The organism is Erwinia sp. INIA01 (assembly GCF_025947915.1).
Lineage (GTDB): Bacteria > Pseudomonadota > Gammaproteobacteria > Enterobacterales > Enterobacteriaceae > Erwinia > Erwinia coffeiphila.
Genome location: NZ_JAPDNC010000003.1, coordinates 104,834 through 122,886 on the forward strand (window position 1 = coordinate 104,834; position 18,053 = coordinate 122,886).

The following is an 18,053-nucleotide window of genomic DNA, read 5'->3' on the forward strand; positions in this document are numbered from 1 at the left end:
GCTTCGATGATTTCTCCCGACGAATCCATGCTAACCGCCCCGGCACAGTGGCTGCCGGTACCGCTGGAATTCAGCGATATCCGTTATCAAAAGACGGCGGATGGCATCGCTAAAATCACCATTAACCGTCCGCAGGTGCGGAACGCGTTTCGTCCCCTGACGGTGACAGAAATACAGCAGGCGCTGGATGACGCCCGCCGAGATCCGGCCGTTGGGGTGATCATCCTGACCGGGGAAGGCGATCTGGCATTCTGCTCCGGCGGCGATCAGAAAGTGCGCGGTGATTACGGCGGCTATCAGGACGATGCCGGAGTACATCACCTCAACGTGCTGGATCTCCAGCGCCAGATCCGTACCTGTCCGAAACCCGTGGTGGCGATGGTGGCAGGCTATGCGGTGGGCGGCGGCCACGTACTGCATATGATGTGCGATCTGACCATCGCGGCGGATAATGCGCAGTTTGGCCAGACCGGACCAAAGGTGGGTTCCTTCGATGGCGGCTGGGGTGCAGCTTATATGGCGCGTATCGTCGGGCAGAAAAAAGCGCGCGAGATTTGGTTCCTCTGCCGGATGTACAACGCGCAGCAGGCGCTCGATATGGGGCTGGTCAACACCGTGGTTCCTCTGGCGCAGCTTGAGCAGGAAACCGTGCGCTGGTGTCGCGAGATGTTGCAGAACAGCCCGATGGCACTACGCTGTTTGAAAGCCGCGCTGAACGCTGACTGTGACGGCCAGGCCGGTTTGCAGGAGCTGGCCGGTAACGCCACCATGCTGTTTTACATGACTGAAGAGGGGCAGGAAGGGCGCAACGCCTTTAACCAGAAGCGGCAGCCCGATTTCTCACCGTTCAGGCGTAATCCCTAATGCGCGGCGCAACGCTGTTTGGCTATCAGCTTGCGCTGGATGCAGGCGTCGTGCTGCGCGAGCAGCGGCTGAAAAGCCGTTTGGGAATGCTGGTGAAACTGGTCGATGACAGAGGGGAAGGTTGGGGGGAGATCGCCCCGCTGCCGCAGTTCAGCGTGGAGGCGCCTGAACTCGCTCAGATGCAGGCCGTGAAGTGGCTGGAGCGCTGGTGTGCCGGAGAACAGCCGCCGGAAAGCCCGCTGCCTTCGATTGCTTTCGGTATCAGCTGTGCGCAGGCCGAACTGGCAGGGCGGCTACCCGCCGAAGGCTGTTGGCAGAGTGCGCAGCTGTGCAGCGGTGACCCGGACGTGCTGTTCGAACGTTTACAGCGTCAGTCCGCGCCGCTGGCAAAAATGAAAGTTGGGCTGTACGAAGCGGTGCGGGACGGTATGCAGGTGAATCTGCTGCTGGAGGCACTGCCCGATCTGACCCTGCGCCTGGATGCGAACCGCAGCTGGACGCTGGAAAAAGCACTGCAGTTTGCCCGCTATATTTCCACCGAGCTGCGCGGGCGCATTGCCTTTATTGAAGAGCCGTGCCGAACGGTGGCGGAGAGCATGGCCTTTGCGCGGCAGACCGGGATTGCTATCGCGTGGGATGAAAGCCTGCGTGATGATGGCACGCTGCTAAGCGCGCAGCAGGGCGTCAGGGCGGTTGTGATCAAGCCCACGCTGACCGGCAGCATTCAGAAAGTACAGCAGCAGGTTGCAGCGGCGCAGCGGCTGGGGTTAACCCCGGTTATCAGCTCCGCGCTGGAGTCCAGCCTGGGTCTGACGCAGCTGGCGCGGCTGGCACAGCAACTCACGCCCGGCATCGTGCCCGGGCTGGATACCCTGTCGCTGATGCAAAAGCAGCTTCTGCGCCACTGGCCCGGTAGTACATTACCGCTTTCAGGGAAGGAGGAACTGCAATGTCTTTGGCGACAATAAATGACTGGCCCTGGCTGTACTGGCAGCAGCGCTATCCGCAGGCGACGGCCATCGACACCGGTGATGAGACGCTGAGCTGGCAACAATTGGCTGAGCGTATTAACGGCCATGCAAACGGCTTCCGTCGACAGGGAGTGATGCCGGAAATGGTCGTCGCACTGCGCAGCCGCAACGGGTTGCAGGCGGTGCTGGCCTGGCTGAGTCTGCTGGCCTGTGGTGCGAGGGTGCTGATGCTTAATCCGCAGCTGCCCGACGCACAGCTGAATCAGTTACTGCCCGGCCTGGGCGTGGCGTTTGCGCTCAGTATCGATGCACCCCCGGTTCCGCAGGTTCTTCCACTAAACCTGACAACGGCCACCGGGCGCGCCAACCATGCCTGGCAGCGGAATGCGTTAGCTACGCTGACCCTGACGTCGGGGACGACCGGGCTGGCGAAAGCGGCAGCACATACTTTTGACGCCCACCTGCACAGTGCGGCGGCGGTAGTCGGTCTGATGGATTTCACCCCGCGGGATCGCTGGCTGCTGTCGTTACCCCTGTTTCACGTTTCCGGCATGGGCATTATCTGGCGATGGCTGTCTGCCGGGGCCACGCTGGTCATCGATAAATCGCAGGATTTGTCGGCTGCGCTGGCACGCAGTAGCTTTGCCTCGCTGGTGCCAACGCAGCTATGGCGTTTGCTGAATCAGTCCGCGCTTCCAGCGAGTCTGCGTGCCGTACTGCTGGGAGGGGCGACGATCCCGTCCGAACTGACCACCCAGGCGGAAGCGGCAGGAATCCGCTGCTGGTGCGGCTATGGCCTGACCGAAACGGCCTCAACGGTATGCGCCGGGCGAGCAGATGGTTCCGGTAGCGCCGGTAAACCGCTCCCCGGGCAGGAGGTCAAACTGATAGAAAACGAGGTCTGGCTACGCACACCAACGCTGGCGCAGGGCTACTGGCGGGAGGGCGCGCTCCAGCCGCTGACCGACAAGGACGGCTGGCTGCACACCGGCGATCTCGGCCACTGGCGTCAGAGTGAACTGTGCATTGACGGTCGTCGCGATAACCTGTTTTTCAGCGGCGGTGAGGCGGTGCAGCCAGAGCTGATTGAGCGGGTGCTGTTGGGCCATCCGGCGGTGACGCAGGCGGTCGTGGTTCCGCAGGCGGATAGTGAATATGGTCACCGGCCGGTTGCGCTGGTGGCGGGGGACATTGACTTCAAGAAGCTTGCCGACTGGGCGGCACCTCAGTTGGCGAACTATCAGCATCCGGTCGCCTGGCTTCCGCTGCCTCAGCTTGCGGGAGAGGGGATCAAACCTTCACGCCACCGTCTGCTGGCCTGGCTTCGCGATCGGAAATAGAGGGGAAAATCACATTGTTTTTATCCGGCGGGCTTCTTACAGTGTTAAGACCTGAGAAACCCGGAGATAAAAATGATAAGAGTGGAAATGCTCGCCACTGGTGACGAAGTGCTGCACGGTCAGATCGTTGATACCAATGCAGCATGGCTGGCGGGCGTGCTGTTTGAAAACGGTTTACCGATGACCAGCCGTCAGACGGTGGGGGACAGCCTCCCGGAGCTGGTCAATGTCCTGACCGAACGCAGTAAAATCGCCGATGTCCTGATCGTTAACGGCGGCCTTGGCCCGACCAGCGACGATCTCAGCTCGCTGGCTGCGGCAACGGCAGCCGGTGTCGGGCTACAAATCCACCCGGAGTGGCTGGCTAAAATGGAAGCGTACTTTGCCAGCCGTGGCAAACCGATGGCACCCAGCAACCGTAAGCAGGCAGAGATCCCGGCTGGTGCAGAAATGCTGGATAACCCGGTGGGCACCGCCTGTGGTTTCGCTATTCAGCTGAATCGCTGCTGGATCTTCTTTACCCCAGGCGTGCCGTCAGAGTTTAAAACCATGGTTAACGGCGAGATCCTGCCACGCCTCAAATCCCGCTATCAGCTGCCCGAACCGCCGCTGTGCCTGCGAATGACCACTTTTGGCCGTGGCGAAAGCGATCTGGCTTCTGCCATTGAACCGCTGCCGCTGCCGGAAGGTGTGGTGGTGGGCTATCGCGCGTCGATGCCGATTATTGAACTAAAGCTCAACGGCCCGGCGGACAAGCTGGCCGAGATGGAACAGTTCTGGCAGCAGGTGCGTGAAATCGCCGGTGATAGCGTGATTTTCGAAGGGCTGGAAGGGCTGCCGGAGCAGCTGGCGCGGCGTCTGGATGAGCGTGAACTCTCGCTGTGCGTCAGCGAACAGTTCACCGCCGGGCTGCTGCAGTGGCAGCTGGTTTCAGCCGGGGCAAAACTGAATGCGGGCAACGTTTTACCCAATCGCCCGGAGTCCCTTAAGCAGCTGGCCGAGCGCAGTCGCGTGCTGGCGCAGGAGAACGATGCGCAGGTGGTGCTAATCGTGGGCGGTGTCGAAGAGGATACGCTGGGATTTGCGCTGAATACACCGGATGGCGTCTTTGCACAACGGGTGAAGTTCAATGTCAGCCGCCACGGCCTGAAAGCGCGGCAGGATATGGTTGCCATGCTGGCGCTGAATATGCTGCGCCGCTGGCTGAATGGCCAGACGGTGACCACCGGTCACGGCTGGATCGATGTGGTGGAAACACTGTAAAAGCCGTTGAGGAAAACGGGCGGCCTGATACTGTGGCTGCCCGAAGCCGAAAGGCGGTATTTTCCGCAAGGAAACCGGAGAATTACAGTTCGATCTCAATATCGCCCTGAGCCTGGCAGCAGCAGGGAAGGATCTCGCCCTGCTGAATAAACGCCAGCGGTTTACTTGCGTAGCTGACTTGGCCTTTCAGCAGGCGGGTGCGGCACGAACCGCAGTAACCTTCCCGGCACTGATACTCAACGCAGACTTTGTTCGCCTCAAGTGCGGCGAGCAGGGAAGTATGATGTTCCCTGCACTCCAGCTGCGTGCCGGAAGCACGCAGGGTAATAATCGAACGGGGCATTTTACAGCTCGAAGTCGCTGAGATCGTCGGTATTCACTTCCGCATCAATCTGTCCAACCAGATAGGAGCTGACTTCTACTTCCTGCGGAGCAACCTGCACGTTGTCCGATACCAGCCAGGAGTTAATCCATGGGATTGGGTTTGAGCGGGTTTTAAACGGCAGGTCCAGACCCACGGCGTTCATACGAATATTGGTAATATATTCAATGTACTGCCACAGAATATCTTTATTCAGACCAATCATCGAGCCGCCGCTGAACAGGTATTCCGCCCACTCTTTTTCCTGCTCTGCTGCCAGTACGAACAGGTCGTAGCATTCCTGTCGGCACTCAGCAGCAATCTCTGCCATTTCCGGATCGTCTTCACCGCTGCGCAGCAGGTTCAGCATATGCTGGGTGCCGGTCAGATGCAGCGCTTCATCGCGAGCGATCAGCTTAATGATTTTGGCGTTACCTTCCATCAGCTCGCGCTCGGCGAAGGCAAACGAACAGGCGAAGCTGACGTAGAAGCGGATCGCTTCCAGCGCGTTAACGCTCATCAGGCAGATATACAGCTGCTTTTTCAACGCACGCAAATTGACGGTGATGGTTTTACCGGCAACTTCGTGGGTGCCTTCACCCAGCAGATGCCAGTAGCTGGTCATCTCGATCAGATCGTCGTAATAGGCGGAAATATCTTTCGCGCGGGAGAGGATCTGCTCGTTAGCCACGATGTCGTCAAAGACCACGGCCGGATCGTTAACGATATTGCGGATAATATGGGTGTAGGAACGCGAGTGGATCGTTTCTGAGAACGCCCAGGTCTCTACCCAGGTTTCCAGCTCAGGGATCGAGATCAGCGGCAGCAGCGCCACGTTCGGGCTGCGTCCCTGAATCGAGTCCAGCAGCGTCTGGTACTTCAGGTTACTGATGAAAATATGCTTTTCGTGATCCGGCAGCGCCTGATAGTCGATGCGATCGCGCGAAACGTCCACTTCTTCCGGACGCCAGAAGAAAGAGAGCTGCTTTTCAATCAGCTTTTCAAAGATATCGTACTTTTGCTGATCGTAGCGGGCAACATTGACCGACTGGCCAAAAAACATCGGCTCCAGCAGCTGGTCATTTTTGTTCTGCGAAAACGTGGTGTAAGCCATAAATAATAATCCGTCGTGGTAGCTGAGTCGTGCTACAGGAAATCAGGGAGGGGGCCAGCAGATGGCCCCCTGAAGATTAGATTTTGCAGGCGCCGCTTTCGCAGCCGTCATCCTGGATTGAAGGTGCCAGGTCATCCTGCGCATCTTCCGCACCATCACGGGTGTTCTGGTAGTACAGCGTTTTCACGCCGAACTTATAGGCGGTAAGCAGATCTTTCAGCAGCTGCTTCATCGGCACCTTACCGTTAGCGAAGCGCGTCGGGTCATAGTTGGTGTTGGATGAAATCGCCTGATCGATAAACTTCTGCATCAGACCCACCAGCTGCAGATAGCCGTCGTTGTTCGGCATTTCCCACAGCAGTTCATAGTTGTCTTTCAGACGCTCATACTCCGGTACGACCTGGCGCAGAATACCGTCTTTAGATGCTTTGATACTGATATGGCCGCGTGGTGGTTCAATACCGTTGGTAGCGTTAGAAATCTGCGAAGAGGTTTCAGACGGCATCAGGGCAGACAGCGTGGAGTTACGCAGGCCGTGAGTTTTGATCGACTCGCGCAGCGCTTCCCAGTCCAGATGCAGCGGTTCGTTGCTGATCGCATCCAGATCTTTCTTGTAGGTATCAATCGGCAGAATACCCTGAGCATAGGTGGTTTCGTTAAACCACGGGCAGGCACCCTGTTCGATAGCCAGATCGTTAGAAGCCTTGAGCAGCCAGTACTGAATGGCTTCAAAGGTTTTGTGCGTCAGGTTATTTGCGCTGCCGTCGGAGTAGCGCACGCCGTTTTTCGCCAGGTAGTAGGCGAAGTTGATCACGCCAATACCGAGGGTACGGCGACCCATTGCACCGCGTTTAGCCGCCGGAATTGGATAATCCTGATAATCCAGCAGGGCATCCAGTGCACGTACCGCCAGGGTTGCCAGCTCGCGCAGGTCGTCAAGGCTTTCAATCGCACCCAGGTTAAATGCGGAAAGCGTACACAGCGCAATCTCACCGTTTTCGTCGTTAACGTCCAGCAGCGGTTTGGTCGGCAGCGCGATTTCCAGGCACAGGTTGGACTGGCGGACAGGCGCGATAGCCGGATCGAACGGGCTGTGGGTGTTGCAGTGGTCAACGTTCTGAATATAGATACGGCCAGTAGACGCGCGTTCCTGCATCATCAGTGAGAACAGGTCGACCGCTTTGACGCGCTGCTTGCGGATGCTGTCGTCTTTCTCATATTTGGTGTACAGACGCTCGAACTCATCCTGATCGGCGAAGAAAGCATCGTACAGGCCCGGCACGTCGGACGGGCTGAAAAGGGTAATCTCTTCACCCTTCAGCAGGCGCTGATACATCAGCTTGTTAAGCTGCACGCCGTAGTCCATATGACGTACGCGGTTGCCTTCCACGCCGCGGTTGTTTTTCAACACCAGCAGGCTTTCCACTTCCAGATGCCACATTGGATAGAACAGCGTCGCCGCACCGCCGCGCACGCCGCCCTGAGAGCAGGACTTCACGGCGGTCTGGAAGTGCTTGTAGAACGGAATACAGCCGGTGTGGAACGCTTCACCGCCGCGAATCGGGCTGCCCAGCGCGCGGATACGGCCTGCGTTAATGCCGATGCCGGCACGCTGAGAAACGTATTTCACGATGGCGCTAGAGGTGGCGTTAATCGAATCCAGGCTGTCGCCGCACTCAATCAGCACGCAGGAGCTGAACTGACGGGTTGGGGTACGCACGCCGGACATGATCGGTGTTGGCAGCGAGATCTTGAAGGTAGAGATCGCATCGTAGAAACGCTTAACGTAGTCCAGACGCGTTTCACGCGGATAGCCGGAGAACAGGCAGGCAGCAACCAGGATATAAAGGAACTGGGCGCTTTCATAGATTTCACCGCTTACACGGTTCTGCACCAGATACTTGCCTTCCAGCTGCTTAACCGCGGCGTAGGAGAAGTTCATATCACGCCAGTGGTCGATAAAGCCGTCCATCTGCTCGAACTCTTCGCGGCTGTAGTCTTCCAGCAGGTGGCGATCGTATTTGCCCATCTCTACCATACGCGTCACCTGGTCGATCAGCTTCGGCGGCTCAAACTGGCCGTAGGCTTTTTTACGCAGGTGGAAAATCGCCAGACGGGCGGCCATATACTGGTAATCAGGCGCATCGCGGGAAATCAGGTCGGCCGCAGACTTGATAATCGTTTCATGGATATCAGACGTGCGAATACCTTCATAGAACTGGATATGCGAACGCAGTTCAACCTGGGAGACGGAGACATTTTGCAGCCCTTCGGCAGCCCAATCGAGCACACGGTGGATTTTATCTAGATCGATGCGTTCGGTACGGCCATCGCGCTTAGTGACAAGCAGACTCTGATTCATGTCGCGTTTTACCTGTTTTAAACAAATAATCCCCACGTTTATGCACAGCTTGCTCGTTGTGAGTAACTCTGTGGATAAACACTACATATAGGGGGTGAGAGAAGACTGGATAACAATATGGTGAGTATTCTAGTAAGTTTCGTGTGGTTAACAAGGCTTGATTTTCACGAAAAATTGCTGTCCGTTGGCACCTTTTTTGGCTAAGTCCGCGTTTCTCAAGGCCCTGGGTCCATGTCAATGGAAAAAGATTTTTTTTAGAAATATGATCGAGCGCGGAAATATTGTTCAGCGTTGAAATTTCCAGATTTTTCTGGCTCTAAAGTTGTGGCGACAGTGCGGGATTTCAGGCAGAGGATTAAAGGTAAAACAGCCCCGGCCAATCGGCCGGGGTAGAAACTTTACTCCACGCGGTGCGTATGGACCATGTAATTAACATCCACACCCGGGCCCAGCTTGAAATGGTTGGTCAGCGGGTTGTAGTGCAGGCCAATCATATGGCGTTCGCGCAGTGTGGTTTCATCCACCCAGTTCAGCAGCTCGGCGGGGCGAATCAGCTTCTTGATATCATGCGTGCCGCGCGGCACCATGCGCAGAATGTATTCCGCGCCGACAATGGCCATAAGCCAGGCTTTGCTGTTACGGTTAATCGTTGAGAAGAACACTTCACCACCGGGCTTCACCAGCTTAGCGCAGGCGTGAACCACCGAGCGCGGATCGGGGACGTGTTCCAGCATCTCCATGCAGGTCACCACATCGTACTGTCCGGCAAACTGTTCGGCATGCTCTTCAACCAGCTGCTGGATATAATCAATTTTTACGCCGCTTTCCAGCGCGTGCAGGCGAGCAACCTGCAGCGGCTCGGCCCCCATATCCAGGCCGGTAACGTTCGCGCCTTCACGCGCCATGCTTTCCGCCAGAATGCCGCCGCCGCAGCCGACGTCGAGGATCTTTTTACCGAACAGGCCCCCGGCATGCTGCGCAATATAGCCCAGGCGCAGCGGGTTGATGCGGTGCAGCGGTTTGAACTCGCCTTCCAGATCCCACCAGCGCGAAGCAACGGCTTCAAATTTAGCAATTTCACCGCTATCAACGTTCTGCGCGGCCCCGTTTTGTTCTTTATTCATTGGGTTATTACTCCAGCCAAAGTTTGCTGCAGTATACATGTTTCGCCGTGCCTGTGGGCACCGCTGCGGGCCAGAGCGACCTGAGAATGCCATAAAGCGGCCAAACTGACGCTTTCCGTTCACCACCTGGGCGCAGTGTGATATACTTTCGCACCTTTGAATCCGGGAATAATCTAGAGGGATAGCGGCTCCATGAGCGACCTAGCCAGAGAAATCACACCGGTTAATATCGAGGAAGAGTTAAAGAACTCTTACCTTGATTATGCCATGTCGGTCATCGTTGGCCGCGCATTACCAGACGTTCGCGATGGCCTGAAGCCGGTTCACCGCCGCGTGCTTTACGCCATGAACGTTCTCGGTAACGACTGGAATAAACCGTATAAAAAATCCGCCCGTGTTGTCGGCGACGTTATCGGTAAATATCACCCGCATGGCGATACCGCCGTGTATGACACCATTGTGCGTATGGCACAGCCGTTCTCCCTGCGCTATATGCTGGTAGATGGTCAGGGTAACTTCGGTTCCGTCGACGGCGACTCCGCTGCAGCGATGCGTTATACCGAAGTGCGCATGTCTAAAATCGCCCACGAGCTGCTGGCGGATCTGGAAAAAGAGACCGTCGATTTTGTGCCAAACTATGATGGCACCGAGCAGATCCCGGAAGTGATGCCAACGCGGGTGCCTAACCTGCTGGTAAACGGTTCTTCCGGTATTGCCGTGGGGATGGCGACGAATATTCCGCCGCACAACCTGACTGAAGTCATCAATGCCTGCCTGGCGTTTATTGAAGATGAAAACATCAGCGTTGAAGGCCTGATGGAGCACATCCCGGGGCCGGACTTCCCGACGGCGGCAATCATCAATGGCCGTCGCGGCATTGAAGAGGCCTACCGCACCGGCCGCGGCAAGATCTACATCCGCGCACGCGCTGACGTAGAAGCTGATGCCAAAACCGGCCGTGAAACCATCATCGTGCACGAAATTCCGTATCAGGTGAACAAAGCGCGCCTGATCGAGAAAATTGCCGAGCTGGTGAAAGAAAAGCGTCTTGAAGGCATCAGCGCGCTGCGCGATGAGTCCGATAAAGACGGCATGCGCATCGTGATCGAAGTGAAACGCGATGCGGTCGGTGAAGTGGTTCTGAACAACCTCTACTCGCTGACCCAGCTGCAAACTTCCTTCGGCATTAACATGGTGGCACTGCATCAGGGCCAGCCAAAAATTATGCCGCTGAAGGATATTCTCGAAGCCTTCGTGCGTCACCGCCGTGAAGTGATTACCCGCCGCACCATCTTCGAGCTGCGCAAGGCTCGCGATCGTGCGCACATCCTTGAAGCGCTGGCCGTGGCGCTGGCCAACATCGACCCGATCATTGAACTGATCCGTCGTGCGCCAACGCCGGCTGAAGCGAAAGCAGGCCTGGTTGCTCGTTCATGGGAGCTGGGCAATGTGTCCGCCATGCTTGAACGCGCAGGCGACAACGCAGCGCGTCCGGAATGGCTGGAAGAGCAGTACGGTATTCGCGACGGTCAGTACTACCTCACCGAGCAGCAGGCTCAGGCGATTCTGGATCTGCGTCTGCAGAAACTGACCGGCCTTGAGCATGAAAAACTGCTGGACGAGTACAAAGAGCTGCTGATGCAGATCGCTGAACTGCTGCGCATTCTGGAAAGCGCCGAGCGCCTGATGGAAGTGATCCGCGAAGAGCTGGAGCTGATCCGCGATCAGTTCGGCGATAAGCGCCGCACCGAAATTACCGCTAACAGCGCTGACATCAACATCGAAGACCTGATCACTCAGGAAGATGTTGTGGTCACCCTGTCGCATCAGGGCTACGTCAAGTATCAGCCGCTGAGCGACTACGAAGCTCAGCGCCGTGGTGGTAAAGGTAAATCGGCCGCGCGTATCAAAGAAGAAGACTTTATTGACCGCCTGCTGGTGGCCAACACGCACGATACCATTCTGTGCTTCTCCAGCCGTGGCCGTCTCTACTGGATGAAGGTTTACCAGCTGCCGGAAGCCAGCCGTGGCGCGCGTGGGCGTCCGATCGTCAACCTGCTGCCGCTTGAGGCCAATGAGCGTATCACCGCGATTCTGCCGGTGCGTGAATACGCCGAAGGCTGGAATATCTTTATGGCTACCGCCAGCGGTACCGTGAAGAAAACTGCCCTGACCGAATTCAGCCGTCCGCGCAGTGCCGGTATCATTGCCGTCAACCTGCGTGATGATGACGAACTGATCGGTGTATCGCTGACCAACGGTAGCGATGAAGCGATGCTGTTCTCCGCAGCGGGTAAAGTGGTGCGCTTCGCGGAAAGCGCCGTGCGTGCCATGGGTCGTACCGCTTCCGGCGTGCGCGGCATCAAGCTGGCCGAAGGCGATCGCGTGGTGTCTCTGATCGTTCCTCGCGATGACGGTGCGATTCTGACGGTGACCCAGAACGGTTACGGTAAGCGTACAGCGAACACCGAATATCCAACCAAGTCGCGCGCAACGCAGGGTGTTATTTCGATCAAAGTGACCGAACGTAACGGACCGGTGATCGGTGCAGTGCAGGTTGTCGACAGCGATCAGATCATGATGATTACCGATGCCGGTACGCTGGTGCGTACGCGCGTTTCGGAAGTCAGCGTGGTTGGCCGTAACACTCAGGGCGTTATTCTGATCCGTACTGCGGAAGAAGAAAACGTGGTGGGGCTGCAGCGTGTAGCCGAGCCGGTTGCGGAAGAAGAGCTGGATGCCATCGACGGCAGCGTTGCGGAAGGGGATGATGAGATCGCCCCGGAAGTGGATACTGACGATGATGCGACTGAGGCAGATGACGAGTAATCGTTGATGCTGTAGTTATCCGAGAAGCCGGTTCAGATGAACCGGCTTTTTTATTGCCAAAAATTTAAGACTGGAAGACATTACGCAGAAATACCCCCTCTGCATTTAGCCGTTAAGGCTGTGTTGCGTTAGTTTCAATCCCCGCCTGCTGCATAAATTCCGTGACTGCGGTTATCGTCTGCTGGTGAATCCGTTCCCGCTCTGCGGCGGGAGTATCGCAGATAAACGCTTCTCCCTCTTCGGCCAGAATCTTCTCCGCCGTCGGCTGGCAGACCGGCAGGAAATCAAAGTGCCCGGCCTGTGGCATGATCTGGCGTGGCGTGTGTATTTCCTCTGTCCCCAGCGTCATTTTTCCCGTTGGCCGACTGTAATAGCCTGCGGCAAGGGTCAGTACCGGAATGGAAATGGCCTTCAGGCTTTCTGGGGTTAAGACATAGCTCATCCCCGGATCGAGCGCGATAGCGAAGGTGATTCGCGGATCGCGATAGCTGGCCGCGAGGCGGGCATCCTCAGTTTTCTCCAGCTGTATTCCGTTTTGCTTGTAAAAACGACAGTCCGGCATCTGCGGCATATCCTCGCAGTAATGCGTTAAGCGCTGGCGGTTAATCAATCCGCCCGCCAGTGCCAACACGCTGTAACCGCCTTTGGAGTGGCCTATCGCGCCGATTTTGCTTACATCAATGCTGTTCTTCCAGACGCCAGTTGCAAGGTAGTGGTCAAGCATCAACGACAAATCGCGGGTTTGCAGCGTCAAATCCGTTTCAGGCCGCGAATCCCCGGTGGTGCTTCCGGGGTGACTGGCCGCCACGACGATAGCGCCGCGTTCTGCCAGCGCCGTAGCAAGCCAGGCAAGGCTGGCATTATTTCCCCCGCTGCCGTGACTTAATAAAACCAGCGGGAAATGGCCGCTGGCTATCGGGGCATCGGGGATCGCTTTATAGCCGGTAAAAACCCTATTGCTGCCCAGCAGCTGTGGCTCGCTGTTGCTAGTGGTGGGATAAAATATTCGTACTTTCAGATCCCGCCCCGGGGAGACGTTTTCCAGCGTTTCCAGCCGGTTTCCCACGCTGTAGCTCCAGCCGCTAACGGGAATAAGTAAAAGTACCAGGTAAATAAACAGGCGCATTAATTTCTCTCCTTGTGTATAAAGGTCTGATTATCAGCTTGTTAGCGGCGCCTGGCGTCCTCGATCGCGATAGAGTCCTATGTTGATACCGATTAATTTTTTGCTGAGTCTGATTTGTCTGTTGTTGTTGGTTAAACGCTGGCAGGCCGGATGGGTGTGGCGTGGATTGTTGCTGCTGTGTCTGATCCACAGTCTGAACGCCGGAATCAGTACGCTCCTGGATAGTGCTATCTGGCATAAGCCTCAACCGGTTACCGGTGCCATGCTGCCGCTTGCCTGCCTGCTGGCGCTCCGGGAGCAGCAGGGTAAACCGCTGAGATACGGGCTGAGCCTGCTGCCGGTACTGCTGATGGCAGCCGCCGTCACCGGTTTCCCGCAGGCGATTGATGTACTGATGCCGGTTATCTGGTTCGCCTGTGCTGGTTTGATGTTAACTTCCCTCAAAGCGGGCAGCGACGTGCTGCCAACGGTGGCGCTGGAGCGCAGTGTTCCCACTGTTAAAACCTGGCGTTGGCTGGCGATCGTGCTTATCGCGGTGGCGCTGTTGGATGTGGCCGTTTCACTATTGGTTAACTTTGCCAGTGGGGCAGGGGTCCAGCTGTTGCTGTTCTGCGGTAATCTGCTGGTTTGTGCTGTTTTATCGTTGTCGCTGGTGCTGGCCCCGGCAAACCCCGTGCAGCCAGAACCCGGTTTGCCGAGGCAGCCCGATACCGGTGACCATGATATTTTTATCGGCATTGAGCGGCTGATGCAGGAAGGCCTTTACCGGCGGACAGATTTGAATCTGGCGCTGCTGGCGCGTAAAGCCGGCATCCCGGCGCGGCGCGTTTCGGCGGCGATTAATGCGCTACGCCAGCAAAGCGTGTCGCAATATGTCAACGGTTGGCGGATTAGGGAGGCCTGCGAGCGCCTGCGCCGGGAAGACGGAACCGTGATTGAGATTATGGAAGAGGTCGGATTTCTGACAAAATCCAACTTTAATCGTGAGTTTCGCCGCGTTTGTGGCACAACGCCATCGGAGTGGCGTAAATCCGCCTCGGAACAGACTGAATTAACGCGCTGAGCCTGCGGTGCAAACTGGCTTTTTTAGCAGGCTGGCGCTACTGTATCGGCACGTTTGCTATCATCAGCCTGTTTTGGACGTCAGTGGGTTCCATTTGAAATATCTCGTCTCTTTCCGCACCACGTTACGCATTTCCCGCTATCTGTTCCGCGCGCTGGCGTTGATGCTGTGGACGCTCGGCGCGCTGCTGACCGCGTTTTACATTATCAACGTATTGCATGAAAGAGAATCGCAGGTCCGTCAGGAGTTTAATACCAGCTACGATCAAACGCAGTGGTATGTCCGGCACTCCGCAGATGTGACCCGCGAGCTGAAGTTTATTGCTGAGAACCGGCTTAATGCCGCCAATAACGGGCTTGATGTGTTAAGCGGTGTGTTTCCCGGTAAAACCGCCACGCCACAATTTTATCCGCTGTATGCCGACTCGGACTGCAGTGCGATGAGTAACACGTGGCGCAGTTCGCTTGAATCCCTCAGCTACTTCCTGCACTACTGGAAGGATAATTTTGCGACGGCATACGATCTGAACCGGGTGTTCTTCGTGGGGGGCGAAAGCCAGTGTCTGGCGGACTTTGGTGTCGGTAACGCCTCGGTAGACCGTGAAAGAGCATTAAAGCTGCTGAATGAACGTATTCTTAAGTACCGCAATGGTAATGAAGATGAACGTAAAAGCAGCGTCTTCTGGGTAGCTCCGACAGCTCAGCCCGGCGTGGGTTATTACTACATGATTACCCCGGTTTACGTCGCGAACAAAGTTGCTGCGCTGCTTGGCATTGAGCAGTCTATTCGCATGGAAGATTTTATCACACCGGGAAGCCTGCCGGTGACGGTCACTCTGGTTGATGAAGATAATCAACGGGTGCTCTCTTCCGCTCGTGGCGGCCCGTCGTTTTCATCCGACGATTTACCGGACGAGGATGCCTGGTTCGGCTATGTTCAGGGCTATAAGCAGCTGATCATGAAAAAAAGCCTGCCGCCTTCGTCGCTGAGCGTCGTGTACTCCGTTCCCACCGATGTGATGGTGGAACAGCTTAAAATCCTGATCGTGAATGCCGTGCTGCTGAATCTGATTAGCGCACTGCTGCTGTTTACTCTGGCCTGGCTGCTGGAGCGGCGGATGTTTTTACCGGCGGAAGATAACGCCCATCGGCTGGAAGAACACGAGCAGTTTAACCGTAAAATTGTGGCTTCCGCCCCGGTAGGGATCTGTATCCTGCGGACCAGCGACGGCACCAACATCCTCAGTAACGAGCTGGCGCATAATTATCTCACTATCCTGACGCAGGAAGATCGCCAGCGGCTGACTGAAATTATCTGCGGCCAGCAGGCCAATCTGGTGGATGTACTGACCGGCAGCAATACCAACCTGCAAATTAGCTTCGTTCACTCTCGCTACCGTAACGAGAACGTCGCCATCTGCGTGCTGGTGGATGTCAGCGCCCGCGTGAAAATGGAAGAGTCGCTGCAGGAGATGGCGCAGGCGGCGGAGCAGGCCAGCCAGTCCAAGTCCATGTTCCTGGCCACCGTGAGTCACGAACTGCGTACGCCGCTTTATGGCATTATCGGCAACCTCGATCTGCTGCAAACCAAAAGTCTGCCGCAGGGGGTGGAGTCGCTGGTCACCGCGATGAACAACTCTTCCAGTCTGCTGCTGAAGATCATCAGCGACATCCTGGACTTCTCCAAAATTGAATCGGAACAGTTGAAAATTGAACCGCGTGAGTTTTCCCCGCGCGAAGTGGTCACCCATATCACCTCTAACTATCTGGCGATGGTGATTAAGAAGCGCCTGACGCTCTGGTGTTTTATCGACAATGACGTTCCGGTAACGCTGAACGGCGATCCGATGCGTCTGCAACAGGTGCTTTCAAACCTGCTAAATAATGCCATTAAGTTCACTCATACCGGTGGCATCATCCTGCATGTATACGTGCGCGATGGCTATCTGGCATTCCGCGTGCGTGATACCGGCGTGGGAATACCGGGTAAAGAAGTCATCAAGCTGTTCGATCCGTTCTTCCAGGTCGGCAGCGGCGTGCAGCGTAATTTCCAGGGAACCGGGCTTGGGCTGGCGATCTGTGAAAAGCTAATCAATATGATGGATGGCGATATTGAGGTGGATTCCGAACCGGGTATGGGAAGCCAGTTTACTATTCGTATCCCTCTTTATAACAGCAACGTTGCTGCGCCGGTCCTGCATGACGGACTGCATGATAAACACTGCTGGCTGGCGATACGTAACGACACGCTGGCGGATTTCCTCTGCCGCTCGCTGCCGCAGCAGGGTATTCAGGTGCATCGCTATGAAGGCGAATACGCAGCGGATGATGTCGTTATCACCGACCATGATTTCCAGCCGGACAGCGACGTTCGCGCAGTGATCCGCTTTGATGCCAGTCACAACGGAGCACCGCAGGAGCTGATTGCCGGTCGATGGATCTACAGCACCATCGCGCCTCACGAGCTGGTGTCCCTGCTGGGGCGCATTTACCGTGTTGAGGTGGAGCTCCCCGCTGAACTGCCGCAGGCGGTTGCAGCCGATCAGCAGGCGGTGAGCAATGACGATATTCTGATTCTGGTGGTGGACGATCACCCCATTAACCGCATGTTGCTGTCGGATCAGCTGGGATCGCTGGGGTATCGGGTGAAAACCGCGCAGGATGGCGTCGACGCGCTAAACGTTATCAGCCGCAGCGAAATCGACATCGTGCTGACCGACGTTAATATGCCGAATATGGATGGCTATCGCCTGACTCAGCGTTTACGCCAGCTGGGTCAAACCTTCCCGGTGGTCGGCGTTACCGCCAATGCACTGGCAGAAGAGAAACAGCGCTGTATGGAAGCGGGAATGGATAACTGCCTGTCGAAGCCGGTGACGATGGATGTTTTACAGCAGGCGCTGGCTTTTTATGCCGAGCGGGTGAGAAAGGGCAGGGCGGGGTAAAGTACGTGGGGCGACCTGAATCTGTCGCCCCATCGAGGATTTACTCTTTATCAACCGAGGACATGCTGACGGATGACAGGTAGTTCAGCAGGGCAATGTCGTTTTCCACGCCCAGTTTCATCATCGCTGACTTCTTCTGGCTACTGATGGTTTTGATACTGCGATTCAGTTTCTTGGCGATTTCAGTGACCAGGAAGCCTTCTGCGAACAGGCGCAGTACTTCGCTCTCTTTTGGCGACAGGCGTTTATCACCGTAACCGCCAGCGCTGATTTTCTCCAGCAGCTTTGCCACGCTCTCTGGCGTATATTTTTTGCCTTTCTGTAGTGCGGCAAGGGCTTTAGGCAGATCGGTTGGCGCGCCCTGTTTCAGCACAATTCCTTCGATGTCCAGATCCAGCACGGCGCTCAGTATTGCCGGGTTATTGTTCATGGTCAGAACGATAATCGACAGGTCAGGATAGTGGCGTTTGATGTATTTGATCAGCGTAATACCGTCGCCGTATTTATCTCCTGGCATAGACAGGTCGGTGATCAGTACGTTGGCCTCAAGCTTAGACAGGCTGTTGATCAAACTTGTGGAGTCTTCAAATTCCCCTACAACGTTGACCCATTCAATTTGTTCGAGGGATTTACGAATACCAAACAGGACAATGGGATGGTCGTCGGCAATGATTACATTCAGGTTATTCATT

General features: G+C 56.2%; 13 protein-coding genes. 7 read left to right on the forward strand and 6 right to left on the reverse strand.

What is annotated here, in order from left to right; translation table 11 throughout:
• Positions 1-6: 6 nt before the first annotated feature.
• The 4 genes from menB to OMR58_RS06140 all read left to right on the forward strand — a co-directional run bounded on the left by menB (position 7) and on the right by OMR58_RS06140 (position 4,438).
• The gene (gene menB, locus OMR58_RS06125) at positions 7-864 is read left to right on the forward strand and encodes a 1,4-dihydroxy-2-naphthoyl-CoA synthase (protein ID WP_200561220.1); all 858 of its coding nucleotides are present in this window, start codon (positions 7-9) and stop codon (positions 862-864) included.
• Positions 864-1,832 (forward strand): o-succinylbenzoate synthase, encoded by a 969-nt coding sequence (gene menC / locus OMR58_RS06130; RefSeq protein ID WP_264545468.1) that lies wholly within the window; start codon positions 864-866, stop codon positions 1,830-1,832. Before menB ends, menC begins: the two co-directional genes overlap by 1 nt.
• Positions 1,814-3,175, forward strand: coding sequence for an o-succinylbenzoate--CoA ligase (menE, locus tag OMR58_RS06135; RefSeq protein ID WP_264545469.1), 1,362 nt, complete (start codon positions 1,814-1,816; stop codon positions 3,173-3,175). The genes menC and menE overlap by 19 nt, the downstream gene beginning before the upstream one ends.
• Before the next feature lie 72 nt (positions 3,176-3,247).
• Complete coding sequence (locus OMR58_RS06140; protein ID WP_264545470.1) at positions 3,248-4,438, forward strand: nicotinamide mononucleotide deamidase-related protein YfaY; 1,191 nt, start codon at positions 3,248-3,250, stop codon at positions 4,436-4,438.
• An 82-nt stretch (positions 4,439-4,520) separates the two neighbouring features.
• Here the strand turns inward: OMR58_RS06140 and yfaE are convergent, their stop codons facing one another.
• The 4 genes from yfaE to ubiG form a co-directional block, all read right to left on the reverse strand.
• The gene (gene yfaE / locus OMR58_RS06145; protein WP_105591291.1) at positions 4,521-4,781 is read right to left on the reverse strand and encodes a class I ribonucleotide reductase maintenance protein YfaE; all 261 of its coding nucleotides are present in this window, start codon (positions 4,779-4,781) and stop codon (positions 4,521-4,523) included.
• 1 nt (position 4,782) lies between these two features.
• Positions 4,783-5,913, reverse strand: a complete 1,131-nt coding sequence (gene nrdB / locus OMR58_RS06150; protein ID WP_200561228.1) for a class Ia ribonucleoside-diphosphate reductase subunit beta — start codon at positions 5,911-5,913, stop codon at positions 4,783-4,785.
• Between the two features lie 76 nt (positions 5,914-5,989).
• A complete protein-coding gene (gene nrdA / locus OMR58_RS06155) occupies positions 5,990-8,275 on the reverse strand; it encodes a class 1a ribonucleoside-diphosphate reductase subunit alpha (RefSeq protein WP_105591293.1) in 2,286 nt (761 codons plus the stop codon).
• A 398-nt stretch (positions 8,276-8,673) separates the two neighbouring features.
• The gene (gene ubiG, locus OMR58_RS06160; protein ID WP_105591294.1) at positions 8,674-9,399 is read right to left on the reverse strand and encodes a bifunctional 2-polyprenyl-6-hydroxyphenol methylase/3-demethylubiquinol 3-O-methyltransferase UbiG; all 726 of its coding nucleotides are present in this window, start codon (positions 9,397-9,399) and stop codon (positions 8,674-8,676) included.
• 192 nt (positions 9,400-9,591) lie between these two features.
• Between ubiG and gyrA the strand changes: the two genes are divergently transcribed.
• Positions 9,592-12,228: a DNA topoisomerase (ATP-hydrolyzing) subunit A gene (gene gyrA / locus OMR58_RS06165; protein WP_200561231.1), complete on the forward strand. Its 2,637-nt coding sequence runs from the start codon at positions 9,592-9,594 to the stop codon at positions 12,226-12,228.
• 112 nt (positions 12,229-12,340) lie between these two features.
• On the opposite strand, the gene OMR58_RS06170 is transcribed toward gyrA, so the two are convergent.
• Positions 12,341-13,354 carry an alpha/beta hydrolase family protein gene (locus tag OMR58_RS06170; protein WP_264545471.1) on the reverse strand — a complete coding sequence of 338 codons (1,014 nt, stop codon included), beginning with the start codon at positions 13,352-13,354 and terminating at the stop codon, positions 12,341-12,343.
• 79 nt (positions 13,355-13,433) lie between these two features.
• Here OMR58_RS06170 and OMR58_RS06175 point away from each other — a divergent pair, with 79 nt between their 5' ends.
• Together OMR58_RS06175 and rcsC are read left to right on the forward strand one after the other, a co-directional pair.
• On the forward strand, positions 13,434-14,417 hold the full coding sequence (locus OMR58_RS06175; RefSeq protein WP_264545472.1) for a helix-turn-helix domain-containing protein: 984 nt from the start codon (positions 13,434-13,436) through the stop codon (positions 14,415-14,417).
• 94 nt (positions 14,418-14,511) lie between these two features.
• Positions 14,512-17,361 carry a two-component system sensor histidine kinase RcsC gene (rcsC, locus tag OMR58_RS06180; RefSeq protein WP_264545473.1) on the forward strand — a complete coding sequence of 950 codons (2,850 nt, stop codon included), beginning with the start codon at positions 14,512-14,514 and terminating at the stop codon, positions 17,359-17,361.
• 40 nt (positions 17,362-17,401) lie between these two features.
• On the opposite strand, the gene rcsB is transcribed toward rcsC, so the two are convergent.
• Positions 17,402-18,052 (reverse strand): response regulator transcription factor RcsB, encoded by a 651-nt coding sequence (gene rcsB, locus OMR58_RS06185; RefSeq protein WP_105591299.1) that lies wholly within the window; start codon positions 18,050-18,052, stop codon positions 17,402-17,404.
• Position 18,053: the final 1 nt, after the last annotated feature.

Bases quoted from the DNA above. Each gene is read 5' to 3' on its own strand.
- menE (WP_264545469.1), top strand. From the start codon at position 1,814: ATGTCTTTGGCGACAATAAATGACTGGCCCTGGCTGTACTGGCAGCAG.
- menC (WP_264545468.1), top strand. From the start codon at position 864: ATGCGCGGCGCAACGCTGTTTGGCTATCAGCTTGCGCTGGATGCAGGC.
- nrdA (WP_105591293.1), bottom strand. From the start codon at position 8,275: ATGAATCAGAGTCTGCTTGTCACTAAGCGCGATGGCCGTACCGAACGC.
- yfaE (WP_105591291.1), bottom strand. From the start codon at position 4,781: ATGCCCCGTTCGATTATTACCCTGCGTGCTTCCGGCACGCAGCTGGAG.
- OMR58_RS06170 (WP_264545471.1), bottom strand. From the start codon at position 13,354: ATGCGCCTGTTTATTTACCTGGTACTTTTACTTATTCCCGTTAGCGGC.
- rcsB (WP_105591299.1), bottom strand. From the start codon at position 18,052: ATGAATAACCTGAATGTAATCATTGCCGACGACCATCCCATTGTCCTG.
- gyrA (WP_200561231.1), top strand. From the start codon at position 9,592: ATGAGCGACCTAGCCAGAGAAATCACACCGGTTAATATCGAGGAAGAG.
- ubiG (WP_105591294.1), bottom strand. From the start codon at position 9,399: ATGAATAAAGAACAAAACGGGGCCGCGCAGAACGTTGATAGCGGTGAA.
- menB (WP_200561220.1), top strand. From the start codon at position 7: ATGATTTCTCCCGACGAATCCATGCTAACCGCCCCGGCACAGTGGCTG.
- nrdB (WP_200561228.1), bottom strand. From the start codon at position 5,913: ATGGCTTACACCACGTTTTCGCAGAACAAAAATGACCAGCTGCTGGAG.
- OMR58_RS06175 (WP_264545472.1), top strand. From the start codon at position 13,434: ATGTTGATACCGATTAATTTTTTGCTGAGTCTGATTTGTCTGTTGTTG.
- OMR58_RS06140 (WP_264545470.1), top strand. From the start codon at position 3,248: ATGATAAGAGTGGAAATGCTCGCCACTGGTGACGAAGTGCTGCACGGT.